Raw genomic sequence first — 23236 nt, 5'->3', positions numbered from 1 at the left:
TGATAGAAACAGAAGCCACCGGAGCACCTCAAAAACACCATCATACACTAAATCAGTAAGTTGGCAGCATCACCGGCCCGATAATTGGGATTTGTTCATTGAGTTGTGCAGCAATAACTTATTACCTTCATAAAGCAAAGCCACTGAGTAAATTAGGTTGGTGTTGTATGTTGGTAAACATCGGTGTTTTCTTGTACCTGAACGATATCCTGTTCGTTGATATGATCCAGCGCATAGCTCAAACCGATGATGGTTATATAAGTGTGTTCGATGAAGAATTCACTTCGGAAGTTGCCCGTAATATTATTTGGGTGATTGTAAGTTATATCTTTGCATCTTCATTTGGTGGTTATCTGGGGGCGAAGAAGAAATATAAGATTGATTAAATTTTGTTTGTAAAGATACCCATCAGGAACATGTACGCTTCCCGGTATCGGTGCTGTTGTTCGAGTCGGTGCAAGTAATGGCGTTGTTCTTTAGTTAGGTGTGCCATGTTCGGCCTTCTGTTGTGATGTACGGATGTTGTTATTAGTATCTGTATTTATACGTTGTCCCATTTATAACCGTATATATGGGACACATGATAGAGCTTCAACCACTGTGCAAATTGTTGTCCCATTTATCACCGTATATATGGGACAACAATATTTTATGGATTAAACGTTCAGTTTTTGAACAATGCGATGAACTGTTGATCTGGGAATAGAAGTAAGGGCAGCGAGTTCCCTGATATTAGTTGTTCCTTTTTCCCACAGTCGGCTTATTGCATCTATCTGTTCCATATCGTAGAGGGATGGTCTGCCCCTGGTATTCCCTTTTGCTATCACTCCGAGTTGTAAAAGGGTATCTGAACAAATTACGGTCTGCCTTATCTCGTGAGTTCGCTGTGTATTCCTGTACACAACGACAACCACTGGCAACGGTGCTCTGCTAATCTTCCTTTGTACACCAGCAGGAGGAACGAATCGCATACCACGGTGACACCATCTGATTTCATGGGTGTAATCGTTCAGCATCACGTTCTTAATGAAGTATTTAGTCTGGGGCCGGGCAGGGATCACAAACACGGTTAAGTCTGGTTCATGTGCTTTTTGTAGGAATTCTTCCGCCATTGAAAACGGGGGATTGCAGAACGCAGCTTGTATCCCTTTCCACGATACACTGAGGCTATCCACGAAATAGTTATCGCATAACGTGTTCGTTTTGGTTGCGGCTAGATCATGGGTAAAGTTGAATTCATTAGTAAGGATTTTGAAAACCTTCGGTGGGGTTCGCCATTCATCACTACCGTTATGGTTAGCGCCGTGCCTGATGTATCTTGATAGATCGATCATTTTTTTGACTTAACTAGTATCCATTTTATTAACAATCTTTAAAATCATCAGACGTGATACGGCTAACCCAATCGAACAAAATTTGTACATGATTGCCGTTGGGCTTTATTAGACCTACCTGGCAAGCGTTAACACCGGTTGTCTTACCTTCGATAACGCGACCATCACCCATATAAACCCTTATGCCTACGCCCTGTTGAAAGCATTTATTACAGATCGAGAAGAAGTCTCTACGGGTAGGTTCGGTAACGGAAGCGTTGAACTGTTCTGGTTCAATCAGATAGGGTTTAACTTCTGAATCAGCGGGCAGTTCTTCTAACGATGCGATGTATTCCATTGAAATTTTTATCCGCTTCGTGCCTTTGGGTCTGCTTGAGGCGTAGATAACTTTCTCTTCAGGATAAAACTTTGCAACATAACCAATGATGGATTGTCCGTTGCAACTAACCACTTTGACCGGAACGTCATTAAATCGAAGAAACTGAAGTCTTCTGGACAAAAGGGAATAATCGCGGGGCCAAACTTCAGCCTCCCTTCCGTATGTGATGTCGTTGACCATTAAGCAATACCTACAACTAAATCATTACGATAAACAAAATTTACACATAAAAAAACCCCACCGAAGCGGGGTTTATCAACATTTTGCGGATTAACGCAGCAGGGACAGAACGTTCTGAGTCGTCTGGTTAGCTTGTGCCAGAACAGAAGTACCAGCCTGTTGCAGGATCTGTGCACGGGACATGTTGGATACTTCGGTCGCGTAATCAGCATCTTCGATACGGCTACGGGCAGAAGACAGGTTATTTACGGTGTTGCCCAAGTTGGTAATAGCGGAATCGAAACGGTTCTGTACCGCACCAAGGGAGCTACGCAGTTTGTCTACTTTAGCCAGAGCTTCATCCAGTTTAGCCAGTGGGTTAGTAGTGGCTAATGCTTTAAGATCGGCCACATTGATCTCACCGCCTTTGGTAGCAGTAGTAGTGCCGATAGTAGCTGAATAAATTTTGTCATCTTCGCGCATGATAGCCTGTGCAGAACCATCACTCTTAACTGCCCATTCAACTGCTTTACCATTCGGATCGGTAATAACAGCGGTATTACCCGTTCCGGGATTAACGTTGACAGCTAAATAAGTACCATCAGAGTTTTTAGCAGCGAACGCACCTGAAACTGCATTACCAGTGGTTGGGTCCATTACCTGATGAACTTCTAAGTTTTTACCACCGAAGTAAACAGACATAGGCGAGTCGTTATAAGCCAGCGCTTTGCCTACTTTACCCGCAGCCAGATCAACAGATTTGGCAACAGTACCATCAGCAACAAAGGCAGTTACACGACCACTAAAGTTCGCTAATTGAACATCTTTACTGTCCACTGTAACTTTTTCATATCCAGTGCCAGTTTGTTTTAACAGACTGAATGGCTGGCCTGCGGTACCACCATTCTGACCGACGAAGTAAGTCTGACCTTCAACCTGTACCTGGAACACTTTAGTACCAGCAGTACCGGTCGCATCAGTAGTATCAAATGTATCTGTTGCATTACCGCCAAAATAGGCTGCAACACCAGCAGTCTTAAAGGTAGCGCCAAAAGCGTCAACAGTACCTACTTTACCGTCAGCAGCATTAACCTGAGTCAGTGTTGGTGCGGCTTCACTTTTCAGTGCAACAGCAGAATTCATCGGTACTTTGCCCGGCGCTACACTGAAGCTATCCAGACCTAAAGTCTTAGCATCGATTTTATCCAATTTAATTTCGATGGTTTCACCATCGTTTGCACCAACCTGGATTTTCATCGTCTGGTCAGAAGCCAGAACTTTTACGCCGTTGAACTGAGTTTGTCCGGATACACGATCAATTTCACTTAGACGTTGCGTAATTTCGTCCTGAATAGAGCTTAAGTCGGAATCAGAGTTAGTGCCGTTGGTTGCCTGAACAGCCAACTCACGAACACGCTGCAAGTTGTTGTTAATTTCAGACAACGCGCCTTCAGTGGTCTGTGCAACGGAGATACCGTCGTTGGCATTGCGGGAAGCCTGAGTCAGACCTTTGATGTTGGAGGTGAAGCGGTTAGCAATCGCCTGGCCAGCGGCGTCGTCTTTTGCGCTGTTGATACGCAGACCGGAAGACAAACGCTCAATAGCGGAGCTAAGGGAAGACTGTGATTTGTTCAGGTTATTTTGGGTCAACAGCGACAGGCTGTTAGTGTTGATAACTTGTGCCATAAAATTTTCCTTTTGGGTTTATTACGCCAGGCGTGCCTGTGTCACTACAAGTTATCGTCAGGTCATTTATAAACTTTATAACTTTTTTATCGCATTATTTAATGTGTTGTTTTTATTGGCTATTTTGTTGATTGAGAAGTGGGGTGCGCTTATAACTCACTGTAAATTAAGGAATGTCATTAAGCGGTGGTTAGGGTCGTATATTGGCGTATACCAGATTTCAAGCACTGCCTATATTCACTTAAACATTAGCAATTACATACCGCATCTGGCATGAGGCGCATGTCATCGTCACGTGTGTTTTTAGATGAGGAATACAGGATAACCGAAAGGACGAAACAGTTGAGGGTAGAAGATGGGTTAAAAAAGCATCAATGAAGGCTATTGACCTTTAGTGTTGCCGATGGTGACGCCAAGCACCGCCATCATAGTGAAACCAAGCCCGGTCAACAGCGCGTGGATCAGATACAGCACCGGGGCGACAAACAGGAACAGGAACTCCAGCGGTTCGGTGGTGCCGCCAACAACGCAGGCGATCACGCCGGAGATAAGCAGCCCTTTAATTTTATGCCGGTTTTCAGGGCGGGCGCAGTGGTACATCGCCAGCGCCGCGCCCGGCAGCCCGCCCAGAAACGCGGGCATCTTGCCCTGAGAAAGAAAGCGCGTGGCGCTCTCAGCGAAGCCGTGCGTTTCCGGGCAGGTAAGCTGCGCCTGGAAAATGGTTAACGCGCCGCTTACGGGATGGCCGCAGACCTCCAGCGTGCCGCCCGCCTCGGTAAAGCGGATCAACCCCACAAGAATATGTTGCAGGCCAAACGGCAGCAGCAGCCGTTCGCCGGTGCCGAAAATCATCGGCGCAAAATCACCGGTGCTGTTGATGATATAGCCAAGCCCGTTAATCGCTTTAGCGAAGAAGGGCCAGATAAGCGGGATGACAAGCCCGACAAGCCCCATCACCAGGGTTGTGATAATAGGCACAAAGCGGGTGCCGCCAAAAAACGCCAGCGCGTCCGGCAGGCGAATGGTGTGAAAGCGCTCATGCAGTCGCCAGATAATCACGCCTGCTATCACCGCGCCGAGAATACCGGTATCGATAGACTGAATGCCCAGCACGTTCTGAATATTATTGGCTTTCAGCACGGCGGCGTCGGTTGTCGGCAGAATGCCTTTGGCCGCCAGCCAAAAGTTTACCGCCAGGTTCATGACCGCATAGCCCACAAAACCGGCAAACGCCGCAACGCCTTTGTTTTCGCGCGCCAGCCCGAGCGGGATCGCCAGACAGAACATCACCGGCAGGAAGCTGAAGGCGAAAGAGCCGACTTTGCTCATCCAGGTAAAAATAAGCTGCAACACCGGCTGACCGAGAAATGGCATCAGCGTAACGACATCCCGGCTGCTCAGCGAACTGCCGATGCCGAGCATAATGCCGCAGAAAGAGAGAAGCGCGACCGGCAACATAAAGGTTTTGCCCAGTTGCTGGAAGAACTCCCATAATGTGACCCGTTGTGAGGTATTCGCCGACATGAACGACTCCTTGTGCGCCCGAAAAGAGTGAATAAGTGACCACAGCGGCAAGGTAAATCGTTTTATCAAATTTTAATGCGCTTTACTTCACAGTTTTATTTGTGTTTCCGGCGATGATCATAAGAGGTTGATAAAACGTTTTACCGGATGCCTCAGTTAAGGGATGACGTTAATGACGCAGATGAAAAAGATAACCATCAATGACGTGGCGCTGGCGGCCGGGGTGTCAGTCAGTACGGTTTCGCTGGTGCTGAGCGGCAAAGGCCGTATATCGAGCGCGACAGGTCAGCGCGTGAATGAAGCGGTCGAGCAGCTTGGCTTTGTGCGCAACCGGCAGGCGGCGGCGCTGCGCGGCGGCCAGAGCGGGGTGATTGGTCTTATCGTGCGTGATTTAACGACCCCTTTTTACGCAGAGCTGACTGCCGGGCTAACAGAGGCGCTGGAGGCGGAAGGCCGAATGGTGTTTCTCACCCAGGGCGGACGCGACGGCGAACGTATGCGCCGCGGTTTTGAAGCGCTAATGAAGCAGGGCGTGGACGGGGTAGTGATTGCCGGCGCGGCGAGCGAGGGCGCTGAACTGCGCGACCAGGCGAACCGGCTTGGCGTTCCGCTGGTCTTCGCTTCCCGCGCCAGCTATCTGGACGAAGCGGATAACATCCGCCCCGATAACCATCTGGCGGCGCAGCGCTTAACCGAGCATTTGATCAAGCGCGGCCACCAGCGTATTGCGTGGCTTGGCGGGCGCAGTTCATCGCTCACGCGCGCCGAGCGGCTTGGCGGCTACTGCGCCACGCTGTTGCAATATGGCCTGCCTTTTCACAGCGAATGGGTGCTTGAGTGCGAGCCGAGCCAGAAGCAGGCGGCGGAGGCGATGAGCGCGCTGCTGCGCCATAATCCCACCATCACCGCAGTGCTATGCCATAACACAACCGTGGCGATGGGAGCCTGGTTCGGCCTGCTGCGCGCCGGACGTCAAAGCGGCGAAGGCAGCTTTGAGAGCTACTTTGACAGCAATGTCGCGCTGGCGGCGTTTGCCGAAGTGGCCGAAGAGGGGCTTGATGATATACCCGGCGCATTTGTTATTACCCCGGCCCGCGAAATGGGGCGCAGCGTGGCGGATCGCATTATGCAGCGTATTCAAAACGCGCAAGAGCCGGTTAAAAACCAGATAATCGCCCCGCGGCTGGTGGCGAAAAAATAAAAACGGCCTCTTGCGAGGCCGTCAGTATGTCAATATTTCTCTGGCAGATGTTTTATTCCTGTAAGCCGGCCGTTTTCCATCTCGATATAGCCTCCTTTTCTGAGTTCCGACAACACGCGCATTATACCGCTGCGGGAGAGGTTAGTTTTGTCCCGAATATAGCGTTCTACCGTAACGTCGTCGCGAACGGGCTGGGTTTCAGTCATCAGTTTCAATAACTGAAAACGAATTATCTCATAAGCCGTTGGGGCCGTAAGGTGCGTGCTATGAGAATAAAGCCAATTCAACTGATGCGCGATATGATGCGCTATCAGTTCCCAGAGGTTATTCGCCCGTATGATTTCATAGGCCTGCGCTTGCGTCAGGGTCGCGACCCGGGCGGCCCCGGTAGGCCGTAAATAAATATCCAGCGGCCCCGACAACAAGTTGGCCAGGCCGATAAGCGAAGGCGCCTCAAGGAAATCGATGGTCAAATCGTCATGAAGGCGATGAACAGAAACGCTGCCTTTCAGGATTACATAGCCAATTGGCTCGCCTTCCTTTTTAAAAATTAATTTATTTTTCTTATCAACATCAAAAGGCGTTACACATTGCGAGAACTGGCTCGCCAGATATTTTGCATAGGGCGAATTTGAAATAAAAATAACGGGATTGCTGTTAAACATCGTGGTATACCTCTTTTTAGTCAGGATTAACCCAGTAAAATCACAGGCAGCAACCTCGCTCAGTAATGATTGTTATAAGTGTAGATCAATATTTTAAAGGTAAATGATTTATCTGTAGCAAAATACCTCTGTCAATTTTGATATAACCGCCAGTGCGTAACTCCGACAAGATACGCATGATACCGCTGCGCGATAAAAAACAGCGGCTTTTAATATAATTAGCGGCGGTAATATTCAGGCGCACCGACTGCGGCTCGTTCATCAATTCCAGCAGCTGATCGCGAATTATGTCATACGACGACATTTTTGCGGTGCGTGCGCACTGGTCATAAAGCCTTGAACTTTCAAAGGCGAGCAGCCTGGACTGCGACTCCCAGAGCGCCTTCTCAGCGATAACCTCTACCGCTTTTTCCAGGCTCAGGCGGCTTAACAGACAGGGCTCTTCGCCGCGCAGGTAGACCGTATCCCGCAAAGAAAACTGATTGCTCAACCCAAAAACAAAAGGCGCGGCGTCTGTGCTCAGCACCAGGCCATCACCCTGGCGGTGTTGGGTTACCACGCCTTTGTGTAAAAGAAAGCACTGTTTCTCTGTTCCATTGGAATACTGTATGGTTTCACCTGTTTTTATTGAAAATAAAGATGAATAAGGAATTAAGTATTCAATTAAATTATTGATCTGCGTTACGGGCTTATTTGGGGGTGAAAGTGTCATACTGGACTTGTCGTCCGGGGCGGGGCTTATCGTCACTTTGCGTTTTCTCCTCTGGCTTTACTAATGAAATAAGTCTCTACAGCGCAATTATCTCACCTGGTGGCGCCAGCCTGAGAAATGGTTTTTGGGTCTAATCGTAGACCGGGAGAATAAGCCTGATTAAGAATTTGACTCGGCTATCTTATTAAAAAGTCTCAGTCCAGGAATAGACCGATAAATTATTTGAATTAAAGTTGGTCATTCGTTAGATTTGCGGCGGTAACACTTCCTGAACTTTATTACCCCTGGGGTGAAATGATTCGGTATTAACTTTTTCTTAATATCGTATTTAGGCTGGCAATATGCCAGGGCTAGAAGGTGAGTGTTAGCAGGACGAGTTATCTGGCGAGGCGACTTGCTAAGTCTTAAATAATTTAGGTTAACAGCTTAATTAAGCAGTTAATTTAAAAAGTGGAAAATAGCTATTAAGGAAAATTTAAATGAAAAAGATTGTGATTGCTGCTAGTTTCGCTGCGGTTGCCGCTATGTCTGCTTCTTCCGCCATGGCGCATGACGGAACCGTTAAATTTACGGGTGAAATCCTCGATCAGGCCTGTACCGTGAATATCGGTACGGATAACACCCTGACCGTTGATCTCGGCAAAGTGGCGAAAACGGCCTTTACTGGCGTGGGAACAGAAGCTTCCACCACCAAATTCACTATCAAGCTGAAAGACTGTCCTGCCTCTGCCACCTCAGCCAAAGTGAAATTTGACGGCGCCAACGATCCTTCAGACTCTTCTCTGCTGGCGCTGGACAATGTAACCGACGTAGCCAAAGGCGTGGCTATTAAGCTCATGACGGCAGATAAAGCCGCCCTGGGTTTAAACGAAGTGAATAGCTATAGCTACGCGCTCTCCAGCACCGTAGAAAACAACCTGGACTTCTACGCCGCTTACCGTTCAACGGCTGCCACGGTTGAAGCAGGTAAAGCCAACGCCGTCGCTAACTTCACCGTTAACTACAACTAATTTCTACGGGAAAAATCCGCAGAAAAACCCCGAAAAAATCGATGGGGCCTGTAACGGCCCCTTTTACAGAGGCACAAAAATGACATTTTATCGCAAAGCGTTATTCGCCACCCTGACCGTGGCATCGGCTATCAATGTCGCCCACGCTGGGGTGGTTATCGGCGGTACGCGCGTCATTTATGACGGTAACAAAAAAGAATCTTCTCTCAGCGTCAACAACCCGGACACTTCACCCTATTTAATCCAGTCGTGGGTGGAATCACCCAATGGGGGTGCTGAGAAAGCTCCTTTTATTATTACCCCTCCGCTCTACCGGCTGGATAAAGGCCAGCAGAACGTGATGCGTATTGTCCGCACGGGCAACCTGCCGGAAGATAAAGAGTCTATGTACTGGCTGAATATTAAATCTATTCCTTCTGCGGAGCGACGTGATAATACGCTGCAAATCGCCATCAAAACGCGAATTAAATTAATTTATCGCCCGTCCGCGTTAAAGAGTTCCTCTGCTGAAGAGCTGGCGGATAAATTACAGTGGCGCGCGGCGGGCAATGAACTTCAGGTAACCAACCCGAGCCAGTATTATATAAATTTCAATGAAATAAAGGTAAATGGCGCGGCGGTAGAAAACGCAACGTACGTAGCCCCTGGCGCCACGGCGCGTTTTAGCCTGCCTGCCAGCGTAAGCCACGGCAGCCTGACCTTTAAAGTAATTAACGATTATGGCGGCGTGGGCGAAGCACACAAGGGCACCATTTAATTCACGCCAGCCTGGACAGGGAAAATAAAAACTAAAGGGAACTCCTGGAGAGATTCATGCGTAATACAATCAGGGACGGCTGTTTTGAACCTGCTCGTCTGGCGGTATTTATCGCCCTGGCGCTGTCAGGCGTTATATCAACCGGGTATGCACGAGATTATTTTAACCCCGACCTGCTGGAATTAGATAACCCGGCAATGAAGGGCGCGGATCTCTCAAACTTTGAGTCCGGGTCTCAGGCGCCGGGGACATATCGTGTAGACGTTATTGTTAATCAGCAGACCGTCGATACGCGTGAAATTAAATTTATAGCGGTAAAAGATGCGAAGGGCGAAGACAAACTGGAGCCTTGCCTCCCGGTTGCGCTGCTGCAAAGTTACGGCGTAAAAACCACGCTTTTTCCAGAGTTGAAAGAAGAAGGCGAGTGCGCCCGGTTATCGGCGATCCCTAAGGCCTCGTCAGAGTTATTGTTCAACGTGCAAAAGCTGGTATTGAACATCCCGCAGGCGGCAATGTCGCCGCAGGCGCGTGATTATGTTGACCCGGCGCTGTGGGACGAAGGCATTCCGGCGCTGCTGCTTAATTACAGCCTGAGCGGCGCCAACAATTACGCGGATAAAGGCGGCAACAGCAACAACCAGTACGCCAACCTGCGCCCCGGCGTAAACCTCGGCGCCTGGCGACTGCGTAACTACACCACCTGGAGCCGCGACGACAATGGCCAGGATAAATGGGACACCGTTTATACCTACCTGCAACGCAATATCGTGCCGCTGAAAGCGCAACTGGTGGCGGGCGACAGCTCATCGCCGGCCGATGTTTTCGACAGCATCCCGTTTCGTGGTATGCAGCTTGCTTCAGACGACGACATGATGCCGGAATCTCTGCGCGGCTACGCGCCGGTGGTGCGCGGCGTGGCCCGCACTAACGCCCAGGTGGTGATCCGCCAGAACGGCTATGTCATCTACCAGAGCTACGTGTCGGCGGGCGCTTTTGAAATTACCGATATGTACTCCACCGGCGGCGCGGGCGATTTGCACGTCACGGTGAAAGAAGCGGACGGCAGCGAGCAAAACTTTGTGGTGCCGTTTGCCTCGCTGCCTGTGTTGCAGCGCGAGGGACGCCTGAAGTATGCCCTGACGGGCGGTCAGTACCGCTCTTACGACAGCAGCGTGGATAAAACGCCGTTCGCCCAGTTAACGGGCATCCTCGGTCTGCCGCGCGGCTTTACCTTATATGGCGGCTTTCAGGAGTCGAGCAAATACCAGGCGCTGGCAATGGGCGTTGGTAAAAACCTGGGCGCCGTCGGCGCGCTTTCCACCGACGTCATTCAGGCGTGGTCGCGCCTGAAAGATCAGGATAAGCGCAGCGGCCAGTCCTGGCGCATTCGCTACAGCAAAGATTTTGTTGAAACGGGCACCAACTTCGCCATCGCCGGTTACCGCTACTCCACGGCGGGCTACTATAGCATGCAGGAAGTGCTGGATTCGTATGGCGGCAACCCGGCGTACCTTGACCGGCGCCGCAATCGCGCGGAGCTGACGGTCAGCCAGTCGCTCGGCGGCGTGCTGGGATCCGTGTCGGCCAGTGCCGTGCGGGAAGATTACTGGGGCCAGGACAAAACCATGGCGTCGTATAACCTCGGTTATAACAACGCCTGGAAAGGCATCAGTTACGGCCTGACCTACACCTACAGCAAGAACGGCAGCGCCGGTAACTACAACAACCGGGTTAGCTACGATAAAGACCAGATTATTGCGTTTAACCTGAGCGTGCCGCTGGACCGCTTCCTCAGCAATACCTGGGCGAACTACAGCATGAACCACACCAAAAACAGCGGTACGACCCACACCGTCGGCATAAGCGGCATGGCGCTGGAAAACAACGCCCTGAGCTGGAACGCGCAGCAGGGCTACGGCAGCGACAACGTGGGTAATACCGGCAGCATGAATGCCGATTACAAAGGCACCTACGGCGAGGTCTCGGCGGGCTACAGCTACGATAACAGCGGCGAGCGCCTGAATTATGGCTTGCAGGGCGGCATTCTGGCCCATGAGAACGGCATTACGCTCTCTCAGCCGCTCAGCGAAACCAACGTGCTGGTTAAAGCGCCGGGGGCAAGCGGCGTCAGCATCCAGAACCAGACCGGGGCGAAGACGGACTTCCGGGGCTACACCCTGGTGAGCAACGTAACGCCGTACCGTAAGAACGACGTGGCGCTGAATACCGAAAGCCTGCCGGACGACGTGGACCTGGAGCTGACCACCCGCACAGTGGTGCCGACCCGCGGCGCGGTGGTGCGGGCAGACTACGTGGCGAACGTGGGTCTGCGGGTGCTGATGACGCTGACCCGGGCGAACGGCCAGCCGGTGCCGTTCGGGTCGACGGTGACGGTAGCGGGCCAGCATAACGCGGGCTTTATCGTCGGAGACGGCGGCCAGGTCTACCTGACCGGTCTGGCGCCTGCCGGGAACCTGACGGCGAAATGGGGCAACGCGGCGGGGGAAACCTGTACAGCGCAGTATTCGCTGCCGGAAAATAAACAGGCTTTAAATATATATTCGGTAGGGTGTAAATAACATGCCAGGCAAGAATAGATAGATTATGTTTTAGCTATTGTATTTATATCTCTCCAGACTCAGTAATGGAACTTTATGCTGATTGCAAGCGATGAATTTTTCTGATTTTGGTATCAGTACTAATATACGGCAATGTCAGCAAGTTCTTTTTCAGGGTATTTATTTAAACAAATATTTATGAAGGTTGCATTGTTATGAGATTTCTTTGGGCATTGTGTTTTGGGTTAATCTCATTACACAGCTATGCAGCATGTGATAAAGCAGGGTATCTTTCTACAACGCTTAATTTCGGTAAGGTTATTGTACAACGCGACACTCCTGTTGGTGCGGTGTTGGCTCAAGCAGATGCCGGCTTCCCGGCAGGAATAAAGTTACTTTCTTGCGACACTGCCGGATCCAGCCATTATTTAATGACCTATGGTGCAGCTATTCCCGGATATGATAAAACGTATGCAACAAATTTAGCTGGTATAGGAATCAAAATGTGGGATAGCGGTGGTGCATATGTTACGTCACCAGCTTCAACTTTAAATTGGACAGGCAATACGGGGGTTTACTCCGGGCGCACTTATACAGCTCAGTTAATTAAAGTTGGGGGGGTTACCTCAGGAGCTCTAAATGCTGGGCAAATATTTTATGCATACCCGGAACAAGATACGAGTGCCGTATATAGCGAAATTTTTATGAGTGGTACCAGCAGTATCGAGCAAGTGGCCTGCACCCTTAAAACGCCGTCATTAAATTTCCCCATTGGCGATATTCTGGCATCTCAATTTGGCACAACCGTCGGGACCATCCCTGCGGGCGGGCAAAATACCCAGAATCTGGGGCTGGACTGCGACGCCGAGGCCAATATTAACGTCAGCCTGAGCGGCACCCAGAACCCGGACGTTACCACCGACAGCGTGCTGGCGCTCACCGGGCAGGGAAACAGCGATGTGGCGAAAGGGGTTGGCGTACAGCTGCTGTATAACAACACGCCGCTGAAGCTGAATAATAATATCGTGCTGAAAAAATCCACCGGCGGACAGGAAACCTTTCCGATAGTGGCCCGTTATTACCAGACAAAAACATCGGTTACTACCGGTAAAGCCAATGCGTCCGCGACGCTGAATTTAACCTATCAATGATGTAAATGAAGGGAGTCAATAAAATGAACGCAAAATTAACCACCCTGGCAATGATTGCCGCCTTATTTTCCGTCAGCAGTTACGCCAGCGACCCGGTGACAATTAACGTAACGGGGAAAGTGGTGGCGTCGCCCTGTACTTTAGATACAGCCAATTCAACTCTGGATATTGATGTTGGTACTCAACAAACAACGACCTTAGCGGCGGCTGGAACGACTTTAGGCACCAAAGGTTTTAATATAGCACTGAAAGACTGCCCGGCCGGAACCACGAGTGTTACGGCAACGTTTACGGGTGTCGATGATCCCAGTGCAGCTCCGGGTTGGGGTTTTAAAAACGCGGGTACTGCAACTAACATCACTATTCAGTTAAAAAATGCTCTTGCCGGTGGCTGGGACGACCCTGTTTATACAATTAAGAGTGGTGGCACCTGGACAAAAGCAGTAGATACGACCACGAACAAAGTAGTCTATAACCTGGCGGCACGGGCTTATACCCCGACAGGTTCAGTAGCGCCAGGCACGGTCAGCGCCAGCATCGTCGTGGACTTTACTTACCAGTAATTTTCTGAAGTAAAGCCGGATGCCATAAAACTCCAGCTTTACTCAGCTATGAATGGATATCAGGAATAATTTCCTGGCATACAAATTATATTGCATGAATGGAGTCAATAAGCATGAATGCAAAATTAACCACCCTGGCAATTATTGCTGCCTTATTTTCCGTTAGCAGTTACGCCAGCGACCCGGTGACAATTAACGTAACGGGGAAAGTGGTGGCGTCGCCCTGTACTTTAGATACAGCCAATTCAACGCTGGATATTGATGTTGGTACTAAACAAACAACAGACTTAGCGGCGGCAGGAGCGCAATTGGGCGGCCAGGCGTTTAATATTGCGCTGAAAGACTGCCCGGCCGGAACCACAAGTGTTACGGCAACATTTACGGGTACTGATGATCCCAGTGCAGCCCCGGGTAATGGTTTTAAAAACGCGGGCACCGCAACTAACGTCACTATTCAGTTAAAAGATGGTCTTGCCGGTGGCTGGAACGACCCTAATTATACAATTAAGACTGGACGCACATGGACAAAAGCAGTTGATACGACTACGAACGCAGTATCATATTACCTGGCGGCACGGGCTTATACCCCGACAGGTTCAGTAGCGCCAGGCACGGTCAGCGCCAGCATCGTCGTGGATTTTACTTACCAGTAATTTCCTGAAGTAAAGCCGGATGCCATAAAACTCCAGCTTTACTCAGCTATGAATGAATATCAGGAATAATTTCCTGGCATATAAATTGCTTTGCATAAATGGAGTTAATAAACATGAATGTCAAATTAACCACCCTGGCAATAATTGCCGCGTTATTTTCCGTCAGCAGTTACGCCAGCGACCCGGTGACGGTTAACGTAACGGGTAAAGTGGTGGCATCGCCCTGTACCTTTGATACGGCTAATTCAACTTTGAATATTGATTTAGGTGAAAAAGGCGCGGCAGATCTGGCTAACCCAGCGTCGGCATTTACCGAAAAGCCTTTCAACTTAGTCATGAAAGACTGTCCGGCGGGAACCGCCAATGTTATAGCGACTTTCAGCGGTACTGATGCGGCAGATCTTACAAGCGGTAACGCGTTCAAAAATATGGGTACGGCAACCAATATGGTTATTCAGGTTAAACCGTTGGCTGGCGCATGGAATGCTGTTGCATTTAAAAGTGGCAGTACTATGACTTCAGCTGTAGATACGACTGCGAAAACAGCTACCTTTAATCTGACCACGCGTGCAGTAACCTGGACCGGTGGCGTCAACCCTGGAACCGTAAGCGCCAGTGTCGTTGCTGATTTTACCTATCAGTAACGCAGACCTTAAAGGCCGGGCGCACTAAACCGCGACCCGGCAATATAAGAAGGCGGGCAATACGGTTAACAGCGATATTGCCGGTAAACCAGAATGCGCGTCTTTATTATTGTTTACCCAACGAGCGACAGGGATGAAATATGCAAAAAGCCTATCTTTATACCGTGCTTATTCTGATGGCTGGCTGTTATTGCACCCAGGGCCGGGCGGATGCCACCATTAATATTGCCGGGAAGGTTGTCGCCAGCCCCTGCACCGTCGATACCGACACCGTCGATAAGCAGGTAGAGCTCGGCTCGTACTACCGTAGCCAGTTGATCAACGCCGGGCAGGCCACCGACTGGCGCGATTTCTCTCTGCTGCTGACCCAGTGCCCCGTCGGCACCACCTCCGCCACCGTGACCTTCAGCGGCACGGCGGACAGCGGCGACGCCACGGCGTTTATAAACAGCGGCAGTGCGGCCAACGTGGCGCTGCGCCTGACCAGCGCCGATCACGCCACAACTTACAGCGACGGCAGCACGCTTAAAGCGGATATCGACGCTTCCACAAAAAAAGCGACGTTTCCGCTTTCTGCGCGCATATTTACGCCAGCAGGCAATGCCGGTTCAGGCTCGTTTAATTCTGTTGTCAGCCTGGACTTCACCTGGCAGTAAAGGGTCGCGCCCATAAAAAAACGGCCTCTTGCGAGGCCGTTTTCTTTTTACTGCTTACTGCTGCGGTACGGTCGGCGCTGGCGCCGGTGCCGGAGAAGGTGTCGGCGCTGGTGCAGGAGCCGGTGCTGGTGCAGGCGCCGGTGCAGGCTGCTGGCCTGGCGTTAATGCCGGAGCAGGCGCGGGCGCAGGCGTTGGCGTTTGCTCAGGGGCGGGTGCGGGCACCGGGGCCGGTTCCGGCGCAAGACCTGGCAGAGCAGGCGCTACGTCGCCCGGCAGGCCGAACATGCCGACAAACTCTTCCAGCGGCATTTTCTGGCCGTTCAGGGTCACCTGGCCGTTCGCATATTGCAGGCTGGTGACGATGTTGTCATCTTCCATGGAGGTGATGCGGAACATCTGGCCCATCGCCGCCATGCCTTTCACCTGCTGGCTGGCGAGCTTCGCCGCATCGTCCTGCTGGTAGCCTTCAAGCTTCGCCACCTGGGTCATAAACTCCGTCGCCATGTCGGTCGGGATAACCAGCTTGCTTTCCATCGATTTCACCAGGCGGTCAACCTGCTGCGCCGCCGTAACCGGCGCAGCGGTAGCTGGCGCTGGCGTTTTGGCCGGATCTTTTAAGAAAAGCGACAGGTTAAAGGTGCTTTCGCCTTTAGCGTTTTTCCAGCTAAGCGGCGCGATGGTGATAACCGGCTCGCCTTTCAGCAGCACAGGCAGGTTAGCGAAGAAAATCTGCGTGGCGCGCTGTTGGTACAGTTCCGGATTATTCACGATTTCCGGCTGGCCGAGCAGCGCGCGGCTCTGTGCGTTGTACTGCTGGCTGAACTGATGCCAGGCGGCGCCGTCGATATTGCCGACCTTCATCGTCAGCTTCGCGCTGCCCAGATCCTGATTCTGGATCTTCAGGCTCTCCATCTGGTAGTCAATCTGGCTGTCGATATTCTTGCCGTCTTTCGCCACATCCGATTTACCGTTAAAGCTCAGGCCGTCCACGACCGCCAGCTCTTTGCCTTCAATGGCGATGGCGAGTTTATCAAGCGTCAGTTTTTGGCCGCCCACGCGCTCGCTGAAATCGGTCAGTTTGCTGGAGCCGTCGGTTTCCAGCCCGTTAAAGGTAAACTGCACGCGCTGGTTATATTCATTTACCGCGTTAATCAGGCCGCTTGCCGCTTTGCCTTTCAGGGTAAAGACATTGCCTTCGTGGTCCACATCCAGGGTGAAATCGCCGCCGCTGAAAGCCACTTTCTCGGTCGGGCTTTCGTAGTTCAGCGCGCTGAAGTTCAGGTCGGTAGAGGTGTCGCCGCTGTAGCCAACACGCGTCTGCGCGCGCGCAAAGGTCTCGCCTTTGGCGATATCAAACAGCGGCTTGGTCGTGGCGTTGTTAACCGGGGTGGAGACCACAGAGGCCATCGCCGGCAGGATATTAAACTTTTTCAGCTCGGCGAAAGGGAACGGACCGTGATCGATAACTTCGTCAAACACGACATTCTGCTCCGGTTTCAGCCAGGCGTTCTGCTGGTTAGCGGCGGGCTTCACCACCAGTTGCAGATGGCTGCGGAACAGCCCGCGCTGGTAATCCTGATAGCCCACTTCCAGCCCGGCTTCCGGCATGCTTTGCTGCAAGCGCGCGTTGGCTTCCTTCACCATGTCGTCGATGCGGTTTTCAATCTGCTTGCCGGTGTACCAGGCGGTGCCGGTCCAGACCACGCCGAGGGCGACAATCACCCCAACGGCGACCAGAGACTTTTTCATAGCAATTTATCCCTAAATGAGAAGCCAGGCGCAATACGCCTGGCCTGGTGTAAAGATTAGCTAAAGCTTAGCAATCCTTATCTAAAAGATCAGTAACTTAGTCGGGCTTATTATACACCCTCGCCAGACGGCCTACGCCGCTTGCCGCCACGGGCGACTCATCAGCCGCAATAAAAGCGGATTCGCCCGGCTTAAGCACCAGCCGCTCGTCGCCGCGACGCAGCACCGCTTCGCCTTCCACACAAAAGAGGATCGCCGCGCTTTGCTGGGCAAGCGGCGCTTCGTGGGTGCTGAGGTCATGCAAAGAAAACGCGAAATCCGCGACCGGGATAGGGAAGTCGAGGGCGTTTTCCTGCTTCACCGGCTGGGTTAGCAGCTCGCGCGCGGGTTTGCCGACAAACTTCACGTTCGCCACCAGTTCCGGGATATCAATATATTTCGGCGTCAGCCCGGCGCGCAGCACGTTGTCTGAATTCGCCATCACTTCCAGCGCCACGCCCTGTAGATAAGCGTGCGGGGTTTCGGCGAACAGGAACATCGCCTCGCCCGGGTTCAGCTTCACTACGTTGAGCAGCAACGGCGAGAAAAGCCCGCTGTCTTGCGGATAGAACTGCGCGATAAACCGAATGGTTTCCCACGGCTCGCCCTGCTGGCTGGCGACCGCCGCTTTCAGCACCGCCAGCGCGCGGGATTTTTCATCGCCCTGCATATTGAGCAGGCTGGCGAACAGCTCGCTTAAGCGCTCCGCATTCGGGTTTTCCAGAAAATGGGCGATGGCAGTATGCGCGCCCGCGACCGGTTGCAGCAAAGAGACAATCTCAGAAAACTCGCGGAAGGCGTTCATCGCCAGAAACGGGGTGAGGGCGAACACCAGCTCCGGCTTGTGGTTCGGGTCTTTGTAGTTGCGCTCGGCGGCGTCCAGCGGAATGCCTGCGGCGTTTTCGCGGGCGAACCCCGCTTCAGAGGCTTGCTTGTTCGGGTGAACCTGAATAGAGAGCGGCTGGTCGGCGCACAGCACCTTAAATAAAAACGGCAGCTCGCCAAAGCGCTCCGCTACCTTTTGCCCCAGCAACGCTGGCTTATTGGCTTCAATCACATCACGTAAACTGCGGGTACCGCCCGCTTCGTCCTGAATTTTCGAGCTGCTTTTCGGGTGCGCGCCCATCCACAGTTCCGCCATCGGCTGGTGTTGCGGATTGGCGATACCATAGAGATCCGTCAGCGCCGTTTTACTTCCCCAGGCATAGTTCTGCACTGAGTTGATGAGTTTTTTCATTCTTAAGCCCTGTAAGAAGGTAGAAAAAAGTGCAGGTATTAAAGCAATAAAAGCGATTCAAGTAACCCTGCCGGGTAAAAAGTCGTATTAGTCTCAGTTTTTGTTAAAAAATTGTGTACGATGGTGCCACTCGCTTTTTTGTCATCGCACATGACGTGCTGAACGAATAATTACTTAGCCAAAGCTGTAAGTGAGAGAGCAATGTCAAACAAACCTTTTGTGTTCCAGCCTCCTTTCCCGCTAAAAAAAGACGATACCGAGTACTACCTGCTGACCCGCGATCACGTTTCCGTCTCTGAGTTTGAAGGGCAGGAAGTGCTGAAAGTCGACCCGCAGGCGCTGACGCTGCTGGCGCAGCATGCCTTCCACGACGCCTCTTTTATGCTGCGCCCGGCGCACCAGCAGCAGGTTGCGGATATCCTTCGCGACCCGCAGGCCAGCGAAAACGATAAATATGTCGCCCTGCAATTCCTGCGCAACTCGGAAATCGCCGCGAAAGGCATTCTGCCGACCTGCCAGGATACCGGCACCGCCATCATCATGGGCAAAAAAGGCCAGCGCGTCTGGACCGGCGGCGGCGATGAAGCCGCGCTCGCCCGCGGCGTTTACAACACCTACACCGAAGATAACCTGCGCTACTCGCAAAACGCCGCGCTGGATATGTATAAAGAGGTGAATACCGGCACCAACCTGCCGGCGCAAATCGACCTCTACAGCGTGGACGGCGACGAATATAAATTCCTCTGTATCGCGAAAGGCGGCGGCTCCGCCAACAAAACTTACCTCTACCAGGAAACCAAAGCGCTGCTGAGCCCCGGCAAGCTGAAAAGCTATCTGGTGGAGAAAATGCGCAGCCTCGGCACGGCGGCATGCCCGCCTTATCACGTGGCGTTTGTTATTGGCGGCACCTCGGCGGAAGCGACCTTAAAAACCGTGAAGCTTGCCTCGACAAAATATTATGACGGCCTGCCGACGGAAGGTAACGAGTACGGCCAGGCGTTTCGTGACGTGCAGCTTGAGCAGGAGCTGCTGGAAGAGGCGCAAAACCTCGGCCTGGGCGCGCAGTTCGGCGGCAAATATTTCGCCCACGATATTCGCGTTATCCGCCTGCCGCGCCACGGCGCCTCCTGCCCGGTGGGGATGGGCGTCTCCTGCTCGGCTGACCGTAACATCAAAGCGAAAATCAACCGCGACGGCATCTGGATCGAGAAACTCGAAAGCAACCCCGGCAAATATATCCCGGAAGAACTGCGTCGCGCAGGCGAGGGCGAAGCGGTGCGGGTTGATCTCAACCGCCCGATGAGCGACATCTTAAAACAGCTTTCGCAGTATCCGGTTTCAACGCGCCTGTCGCTTTCCGGCACGATCATCGTGGCGCGCGACATCGCCCACGCGAAGCTAAAAGAGCGCATCGATAACGGCGAAGGGCTGCCGCAGTATGTGAAAGATCATCCCATCTACTATGCCGGGCCTGCCAAAACGCCGGAAGGGTATGCCTCCGGTTCGCTCGGCCCGACCACCGCCGGGCGTATGGATTCCTACGTCGATCTGCTGCAATCTCACGGCGGCAGCATGATCATGCTGGCGAAAGGCAACCGCAGCCAGCAGGTGACAGACGCCTGCCACAAACACGGCGGCTTTTATCTGGGCAGCATCGGCGGCCCGGCGGCGGTGCTGGCGCAAAGCAGCATCAAAAAGCTGGAGTGCATGGAATACCCCGAGCTTGGGATGGAAGCCATCTGGAAAATTGACGTGGAAGATTTCCCGGCGTTTATCCTGGTGGACGATAAAGGCAACGACTTCTTTAAACAGATCCAGGCCGGGCAGTGCTCCGCCTGCGTGAAGTAAGCTTAAGGCCGCCTGCGGGCGGCTTTTTTCTTTGCGCGTTTCGCTGAGCGCGCAAAGCTGAACTACCCTGTAACGCATTATCACGACAACAAGTTACCCGTGAGCAACGTCTGATCCTTTTACCTTCGCCCCTGCCTTGAAAGGCGGGGACGCCTCTTTTATGTGAATGGAGAAAGTCATGGCAACGCATCGCAGTGAAAAAGATTCCATGGGCGCAATCGACGTGCCGGCGGACAAACTCTGGGGCGCGCAAACACAGCGCTCGCTGGAGCATTTTCGTATCTCGACGGAGAAAATGCCGGTCGCGCTGATTCAGGCGCTGGCGCTGACCAAACGCGCAGCGGCGAAAGTGAACATGGATCTCGGCCTGCTGGCGCAAGAGCGCGGCAACGCCATTATCCAGGCGGCGGATGAAGTGCTGGAAGGCAAGCACCCGGACGAATTTCCTCTCGCCATCTGGCAGACCGGCTCCGGCACACAGACCAACATGAACATGAACGAAGTGCTGGCGAACCGGGCGAGCGAAATTCTCGGCGGCGAGCGCGGCATGGAACGTAAAGTTCACCCGAACGACGACGTCAACAAAAGCCAGAGTTCAAACGACGTTTTCCCGACGGCGATGCATGTGGCGGCGGTTATTGCGCTGCGCGAGCAGCTGATCCCACAGTTAAAAGTGCTGCATAAAACGCTGAGTGAGAAAGCAGACGCCTTTGGCGATATTGTGAAAATCGGCCGTACCCATTTGCAGGACGCCACGCCGCTGACGCTTGGCCAGGAGATCTCCGGTTGGGTGGCGATGCTTGAGCACAATCTCAGACACATCGACAACAGCCTGCCGCATCTGGCGGAGCTGGCGCTTGGCGGCACGGCAGTGGGCACCGGGCTTAACACGCACCCGGAATACGCCCAGCGGGTAGCGAAAGCGCTGGCTGAGATAACCAACCAGCCGTTCGTCACGGCGCCCAACAAATTTGAAGCGCTCGCCACCTGCGACGCGCTGGTGCATGCCCACGGCGCGCTGAAAGGGCTTGCCGCCTCGCTGATGAAAATCGCCAACGACGTGCGCTGGCTTGCCAGCGGCCCACGCTGCGGCATTGGCGAAATCACCATTCCGGAGAACGAACCCGGTTCTTCCATCATGCCCGGCAAGGTTAACCCGACCCAGTGCGAAGCGATGACCATGCTCTGCTGCCAGGTCATGGGCAACGACGTGGCGGTCAATATGGGCGGTGCTTCCGGCAACTTCGAGCTGAACGTCTTTCGCCCGATGGTCATCCATAACTTCCTGCAATCGGTGCGCCTGCTGGCGGACGGCATGGAGAGCTTTAACGAGCACTGCGCCGTAGGTATCGAACCTAACCGCGAGCGCATCAGCCAGCTGTTGAACGAGTCGCTGATGCTGGTGACGGCGCTCAACACCCATATCGGTTATGACAAAGCGGCGGAGATCGCCAAGAAAGCGCATAAAGAGGGGCTGACGCTGAAAGCCTCCGCGCTGAAGCTTGGGTATCTCAGCGAGGAGGAGTTCAATGAATGGGTGCGGCCTGAAGAGATGGTCGGCAGCATGAAGCGCTGATTAGCGCGCCCGGTAAAGGTGCAGGCGGGGGATAAGCAGCTCCAGCGGCTCCGCCTGCGGCTTGAAGCGATGACGCACGTTTTGCGCGTCATAGTTCAGCAGCTCGCCGATATCCGGCACGCTGCCGCCCCGTTCCTCATGGCACAGCACAATCAGCGGCGAAGGGCAGGCGTACTGCACCTGCCGCTGGTTATTCGCATACCAGACCCGCGCCACGGGCTGTACTTTCACCGGTCTTTTTATCTTAAGCCGCGCCTTTTCAGGCAGGGCGGCAATATCGTTATATTCCTGCGTCACTTTTTCATGCCACTGCTCGCGGCTCCAGGGCGCTACCGCGCGCGGCGACTTCAGGCTTTTTTCCAGCATCGACAGCACTTCGTCGCGCTTAAGGTTTTTGATGATGTGCTTGTTGGCCCAGCCAAAGCGCAGGGTGGCGGGGTTATCAAGCAGCGTAAGCTGGCGGTAAGCGTTAAGGGTAATCAACCCCGGCAGGTGACGGTGCACCCACTCAAAGCGCTGTACGGAAGGCAGCTCTGAATCCACCGTGATGATTTTTTCAAACTCCGCCTTGAGCTGATTAATTTGCTCCGCCTGCTGGTGCAGCGAGGCATGTTGGTTGTGATTTACGCTAAAGCAAACCGCGCCGGGCAGACGCACCGCCGCCTTGCTGCTGCGGTTTTCTGACTGCTGCTGGATAAACAGATGGGTAAAGTGGCGAAACGCCGCCTCCAGCGCCGCCTTGCCCACTTTCTGGGTCACGGCGATTTTCAGCAGCGGGTCATGTTCTTTGCCTTTTTCAATTTCCGGCAACTCAAAAACGCGGCCCGCCAGCAGGCGGCAGCCGCTTAAGCTTTCACGCAGGGTCGCCAGCGCGTGTTCCAGTTCGCGAAAAGTGGTGGTCAGGCGCTCAACCAGATCGTAACTTGCCATAACAGTCTCTCATTAGTTACAACATACTTTATATGTAGCACACTCTGGCCGGGTTTGACCACTGCGTGATTAAAAGTCATTCAGCGAAGGAAAGGCGGGTAGCGCTGCGTTTTCGCCTCCCTGCGATGCTGTGCCAGGGGGGCGAAAAGGTCATCTTTTGGTTCTGGGGGGGAAAGGAGCGAGGAAGCTTTTGGTTCTGCCGGGG

Annotated in this window: 20 protein-coding genes and 1 pseudogene; 12 read left to right on the top strand and 9 right to left on the bottom strand. The window is 52.7% G+C overall.

Annotated features, from left to right (window positions below; translation table 11 throughout):
- The first annotated feature begins 167 nt into the window (after positions 1–167).
- A complete protein-coding gene (locus DW56_RS12510; protein WP_199899858.1) occupies positions 168–386 on the top strand; it encodes a hypothetical protein in 219 nt (72 codons plus the stop codon).
- 270 nt (positions 387–656) lie between these two features.
- Here the strand turns inward: DW56_RS12510 and DW56_RS12505 are convergent, their stop codons facing one another.
- The 4 genes and pseudogenes from DW56_RS12505 to malX form a co-directional block, all read right to left on the bottom strand.
- Positions 657–1334: a DNA N-6-adenine-methyltransferase gene (locus DW56_RS12505; RefSeq protein ID WP_024554444.1), complete on the bottom strand. Its 678-nt coding sequence runs from the start codon at positions 1332–1334 to the stop codon at positions 657–659.
- A 28-nt stretch (positions 1335–1362) separates the two neighbouring features.
- Complete coding sequence (locus tag DW56_RS12500; protein WP_024554443.1) at positions 1363–1893, bottom strand: phase-1 flagellin repressor protein; 531 nt, start codon at positions 1891–1893, stop codon at positions 1363–1365.
- 90 nt (positions 1894–1983) lie between these two features.
- Positions 1984–3558, bottom strand: coding sequence for a flagellin N-terminal helical domain-containing protein (locus DW56_RS12495; protein ID WP_024554442.1), 1575 nt, complete (start codon positions 3556–3558; stop codon positions 1984–1986).
- Positions 3559–3945: 387 nt separating this feature from the next.
- Positions 3946–5082, bottom strand: a pseudogene (malX, locus tag DW56_RS12490) (PTS maltose transporter subunit IICB); the annotation flags it as partial.
- A gap of 172 nt (positions 5083–5254) precedes the next feature.
- Between malX and DW56_RS12485 the strand changes: the two are divergent.
- Positions 5255–6283, top strand: a complete 1029-nt coding sequence (locus tag DW56_RS12485; protein ID WP_024554440.1) for a Mal regulon transcriptional regulator MalI — start codon at positions 5255–5257, stop codon at positions 6281–6283.
- Positions 6284–6312: 29 nt separating this feature from the next.
- On the opposite strand, the gene DW56_RS12480 is transcribed toward DW56_RS12485, so the two are convergent.
- Both DW56_RS12480 and DW56_RS12475 read right to left on the bottom strand, forming a co-directional pair.
- Positions 6313–6948 carry a winged helix-turn-helix transcriptional regulator gene (locus tag DW56_RS12480; protein WP_024554439.1) on the bottom strand — a complete coding sequence of 212 codons (636 nt, stop codon included), beginning with the start codon at positions 6946–6948 and terminating at the stop codon, positions 6313–6315.
- An 85-nt stretch (positions 6949–7033) separates the two neighbouring features.
- Positions 7034–7696 carry a winged helix-turn-helix transcriptional regulator gene (locus DW56_RS12475; protein WP_152525478.1) on the bottom strand — a complete coding sequence of 221 codons (663 nt, stop codon included), beginning with the start codon at positions 7694–7696 and terminating at the stop codon, positions 7034–7036.
- A gap of 443 nt (positions 7697–8139) precedes the next feature.
- Here DW56_RS12475 and DW56_RS12470 point away from each other — a divergent pair, with 443 nt between their 5' ends.
- The 8 genes from DW56_RS12470 to DW56_RS12435 all read left to right on the top strand — a co-directional run bounded on the left by DW56_RS12470 (position 8140) and on the right by DW56_RS12435 (position 15652).
- Entirely contained in the window at positions 8140–8670 is a 531-nt protein-coding gene (locus tag DW56_RS12470) for a fimbrial protein (RefSeq protein WP_024554437.1), read from the top strand.
- A 79-nt stretch (positions 8671–8749) separates the two neighbouring features.
- Positions 8750–9427 (top strand): fimbrial biogenesis chaperone, encoded by a 678-nt coding sequence (locus DW56_RS12465; RefSeq protein ID WP_024554436.1) that lies wholly within the window; start codon positions 8750–8752, stop codon positions 9425–9427.
- 56 nt (positions 9428–9483) lie between these two features.
- Positions 9484–12006, top strand: coding sequence for a fimbria/pilus outer membrane usher protein (locus DW56_RS12460; protein WP_024554435.1), 2523 nt, complete (start codon positions 9484–9486; stop codon positions 12004–12006).
- Between the two features lie 194 nt (positions 12007–12200).
- Positions 12201–13136, top strand: a complete 936-nt coding sequence (locus DW56_RS21715; protein WP_024554434.1) for a fimbrial protein — start codon at positions 12201–12203, stop codon at positions 13134–13136.
- A 23-nt stretch (positions 13137–13159) separates the two neighbouring features.
- Entirely contained in the window at positions 13160–13699 is a 540-nt protein-coding gene (locus DW56_RS12450; RefSeq protein WP_024554433.1) for a fimbrial protein, read from the top strand.
- 113 nt (positions 13700–13812) lie between these two features.
- Positions 13813–14352 (top strand): fimbrial protein, encoded by a 540-nt coding sequence (locus tag DW56_RS12445; protein WP_024554432.1) that lies wholly within the window; start codon positions 13813–13815, stop codon positions 14350–14352.
- 113 nt (positions 14353–14465) lie between these two features.
- Positions 14466–14996, top strand: coding sequence for a fimbrial protein (locus DW56_RS12440; protein ID WP_024554431.1), 531 nt, complete (start codon positions 14466–14468; stop codon positions 14994–14996).
- 140 nt (positions 14997–15136) lie between these two features.
- Positions 15137–15652: a fimbrial protein gene (locus DW56_RS12435; RefSeq protein ID WP_024554430.1), complete on the top strand. Its 516-nt coding sequence runs from the start codon at positions 15137–15139 to the stop codon at positions 15650–15652.
- Positions 15653–15706: 54 nt separating this feature from the next.
- Here DW56_RS12435 and DW56_RS12430 read toward each other — a convergent pair whose 3' ends face one another.
- Complete coding sequence (locus DW56_RS12430; RefSeq protein ID WP_024554429.1) at positions 15707–17401, bottom strand: YdgA family protein; 1695 nt, start codon at positions 17399–17401, stop codon at positions 15707–15709.
- A 97-nt stretch (positions 17402–17498) separates the two neighbouring features.
- Positions 17499–18677, bottom strand: a complete 1179-nt coding sequence (gene manA / locus DW56_RS12425) for a mannose-6-phosphate isomerase (protein ID WP_024554428.1) — start codon at positions 18675–18677, stop codon at positions 17499–17501.
- Between the two features lie 201 nt (positions 18678–18878).
- Here manA and fumA point away from each other — a divergent pair, with 201 nt between their 5' ends.
- Both fumA and fumC read left to right on the top strand, forming a co-directional pair.
- A complete protein-coding gene (gene fumA / locus DW56_RS12420; RefSeq protein WP_024562260.1) occupies positions 18879–20525 on the top strand; it encodes a class I fumarate hydratase FumA in 1647 nt (548 codons plus the stop codon).
- A 178-nt stretch (positions 20526–20703) separates the two neighbouring features.
- Entirely contained in the window at positions 20704–22101 is a 1398-nt protein-coding gene (fumC, locus tag DW56_RS12415) for a class II fumarate hydratase (RefSeq protein ID WP_024554255.1), read from the top strand.
- Here the strand turns inward: fumC and tus are convergent, their stop codons facing one another.
- Positions 22102–23031, bottom strand: coding sequence for a DNA replication terminus site-binding protein (gene tus, locus DW56_RS12410; protein ID WP_024554254.1), 930 nt, complete (start codon positions 23029–23031; stop codon positions 22102–22104).
- Positions 23032–23236 lie beyond the last annotated feature (205 nt).

It is taken from the genome of Franconibacter helveticus LMG 23732, assembly GCF_000463115.2.
In the GTDB taxonomy this organism is placed as follows: domain Bacteria; phylum Pseudomonadota; class Gammaproteobacteria; order Enterobacterales; family Enterobacteriaceae; genus Franconibacter; species Franconibacter helveticus.
The sequence above is the reverse complement of the archived record's forward strand: the minus strand, read 5'-3'. Positions and strand labels throughout refer to the sequence as shown.

Excerpts from the sequence above, each read along its gene's own strand:
- DW56_RS12460 (WP_024554435.1), top strand. The coding sequence starts at position 9,484 with ATGCGTAATACAATCAGGGACGGCTGTTTTGAACCTGCTCGTCTGGCG.
- DW56_RS12485 (WP_024554440.1), top strand. The coding sequence starts at position 5,255 with ATGACGCAGATGAAAAAGATAACCATCAATGACGTGGCGCTGGCGGCC.
- fumC (WP_024554255.1), top strand. The coding sequence starts at position 20,704 with ATGGCAACGCATCGCAGTGAAAAAGATTCCATGGGCGCAATCGACGTG.
- DW56_RS12465 (WP_024554436.1), top strand. The coding sequence starts at position 8,750 with ATGACATTTTATCGCAAAGCGTTATTCGCCACCCTGACCGTGGCATCG.
- DW56_RS12435 (WP_024554430.1), top strand. The coding sequence starts at position 15,137 with ATGCAAAAAGCCTATCTTTATACCGTGCTTATTCTGATGGCTGGCTGT.
- DW56_RS12510 (WP_199899858.1), top strand. The coding sequence starts at position 168 with ATGTTGGTAAACATCGGTGTTTTCTTGTACCTGAACGATATCCTGTTC.
- DW56_RS12500 (WP_024554443.1), bottom strand. The coding sequence starts at position 1,893 with ATGGTCAACGACATCACATACGGAAGGGAGGCTGAAGTTTGGCCCCGC.
- DW56_RS12480 (WP_024554439.1), bottom strand. The coding sequence starts at position 6,948 with ATGTTTAACAGCAATCCCGTTATTTTTATTTCAAATTCGCCCTATGCA.
- fumA (WP_024562260.1), top strand. The coding sequence starts at position 18,879 with ATGTCAAACAAACCTTTTGTGTTCCAGCCTCCTTTCCCGCTAAAAAAA.
- DW56_RS21715 (WP_024554434.1), top strand. The coding sequence starts at position 12,201 with ATGAGATTTCTTTGGGCATTGTGTTTTGGGTTAATCTCATTACACAGC.
- DW56_RS12450 (WP_024554433.1), top strand. The coding sequence starts at position 13,160 with ATGAACGCAAAATTAACCACCCTGGCAATGATTGCCGCCTTATTTTCC.
- manA (WP_024554428.1), bottom strand. The coding sequence starts at position 18,677 with ATGAAAAAACTCATCAACTCAGTGCAGAACTATGCCTGGGGAAGTAAA.
- DW56_RS12495 (WP_024554442.1), bottom strand. The coding sequence starts at position 3,558 with ATGGCACAAGTTATCAACACTAACAGCCTGTCGCTGTTGACCCAAAAT.
- tus (WP_024554254.1), bottom strand. The coding sequence starts at position 23,031 with ATGGCAAGTTACGATCTGGTTGAGCGCCTGACCACCACTTTTCGCGAA.
- DW56_RS12430 (WP_024554429.1), bottom strand. The coding sequence starts at position 17,401 with ATGAAAAAGTCTCTGGTCGCCGTTGGGGTGATTGTCGCCCTCGGCGTG.
- DW56_RS12445 (WP_024554432.1), top strand. The coding sequence starts at position 13,813 with ATGAATGCAAAATTAACCACCCTGGCAATTATTGCTGCCTTATTTTCC.
- DW56_RS12470 (WP_024554437.1), top strand. The coding sequence starts at position 8,140 with ATGAAAAAGATTGTGATTGCTGCTAGTTTCGCTGCGGTTGCCGCTATG.
- DW56_RS12505 (WP_024554444.1), bottom strand. The coding sequence starts at position 1,334 with ATGATCGATCTATCAAGATACATCAGGCACGGCGCTAACCATAACGGT.
- DW56_RS12440 (WP_024554431.1), top strand. The coding sequence starts at position 14,466 with ATGAATGTCAAATTAACCACCCTGGCAATAATTGCCGCGTTATTTTCC.